The sequence below is a fragment of the Geobacillus sp. CAMR5420 genome (assembly GCF_000691465.1).
GTDB classification, from domain to species: Bacteria; Bacillota; Bacilli; order Bacillales; family Anoxybacillaceae; genus Geobacillus; species Geobacillus thermoleovorans.
This window is the reverse complement of sequence record NZ_JHUS01000092.1, coordinates 1-1,663: the sequence shown is the minus strand read 5'-3', so window position 1 is coordinate 1,663 and position 1,663 is coordinate 1. Positions and strand designations below refer to the sequence as shown.

The window sequence follows — 1,663 nt, the reverse complement described above, 5'->3', positions numbered from 1 at the left end:
GCCTGTGGCTTGCCTGCGACTGTCGAAAAGGGACAAACCGCTTTTCCGTCAAGGATATGGTAAACTTCTTCGTTGCATCTATATAGTTCGGTATCAAAGGCGTGAATGCACTTGGGATCATCAATGTTCATTAGTGTGTTATTCTGTCTTGAAAGGGAAATTTGTTCATAACGATGGACCGGGAAACGAAATTGCTGGGGGGATGGTATGAGGAGATATATCTTGGTGAGTATTATTTTGTGTTCCATAGCATTATTATTCTTCTTTAGTGAATATAGCGCGAATCGATCTCCTAATCAAGCAACTGTTTCGGAAGGTTTTATTATTATGAAAGAAGGGGAAGTCTATTTAGTTGAAGATCAAGATTTTATTCAGGACGACGCCAATAAATTATCCATACAGGAATTAAGAAGAAAATACCATATGAGTAAGTTATGGATTACGGGAGCTGGTGCTTTGGGAGGAATAAAAAACGGGCAAAAGGTCAGAGTGTGGTACTCAGAGATTCTAGAATCGTATCCTAGCAAAATTAAAGTTACGAAAATTGAGTCTATTAAATAATAATTGAAATGTATAAATCATTCCGTTATAAAGGGGGGGCTTTATGAAAAAAATTGTGCTTATCATTTTTATGGCTCTTCACCACAAAGTGTACTTGATAAAGAAAGACGATTATGATAGAGACAATCAAAACAGCATTTTTCCTTTTTATACCACACATCTCTTTGAGCAACATTGCTATCATGTTTGTCTTTAAAAGTCAAGTACATCTTTTGGTGATGAACCATTTTTATCATGATTGTGGTTATCATGTCGTCTATAATAAATCCCCCGGCAACCGTTCTTGCTCAAAAAAACAGTAATAATGCTTATGACATGATCAATTCAAAAGGCGAAATCATTAAGTATGAAGATTACATGAAAAAGTTAAAGAATTCAAGAGTTTTCGTCACAGAGGGATCGGAAGGCACCGGTGAAGTTCTTCCAAAGGCAGAGATCAATATAGATTTCAAAAAAAGCAAGCCTTACAAATATAATTTAAACCCTGAAACAACATATATCGGTGATAAATCTCCGAATGAATATTTTCCTCAGGTTGTGATTGGGGCTGATGGTCGTACAAAGGTCTCCAATACTTCAGTTCCCCCTTACAGACAAATTGCGTACATTGAATTGGAATTTAGAGATGGTTGGTATGCTTGCACTGGAACTGTTATTGGGAAAGATAAAGTTCTTACAAATGCACATTGTGTGATGGATGTTATGAATCAGTCCGGCGCGATAAATGGTTATGTATATCCCGCCATGAATAATAATATATATTCATACGGTGTATATCAAATAGTAGATTATTATATTACGAGCAACTATGTTCAAACAGGAGACCCAACCCAAGACTTTGCGGTGCTTAAGCTTAGCACATATTTAGGGAAAAATATTGGTGATGTAGTCGGGTACCTTCCGTTAAGACAAGTATCTAATATTCAAGGTACGTCAGTAAAGATTTATGGATATCCAGGGGATAAAATCGAACAGTATAAAGAAATATCTCAATGGGGAATGACTGGCTCTGTTTCCAAAGAAACCAATGAACTTGCATTTTATCAAATTGATACTTATAATGGGCAATCCGGTTCTTCTTTACTCACATTTCGCACCCTAA

2 protein-coding genes are annotated in these 1,663 nt (G+C 36.3%); both read left to right on the top strand.

The annotated features are described in order from the left end of the window. Positions 1-225 precede the first annotated feature (225 nt). Entirely contained in the window at positions 226-561 is a 336-nt protein-coding gene (locus tag DI44_RS00040; RefSeq protein ID WP_241766416.1) for a DUF3221 domain-containing protein, read from the top strand. Positions 562-795: 234 nt separating this feature from the next. After that, positions 796-1,663: trypsin-like serine protease (locus DI44_RS00045; protein ID WP_050483864.1), on the top strand; the 868-nt coding region annotated here is incomplete at its 3' end.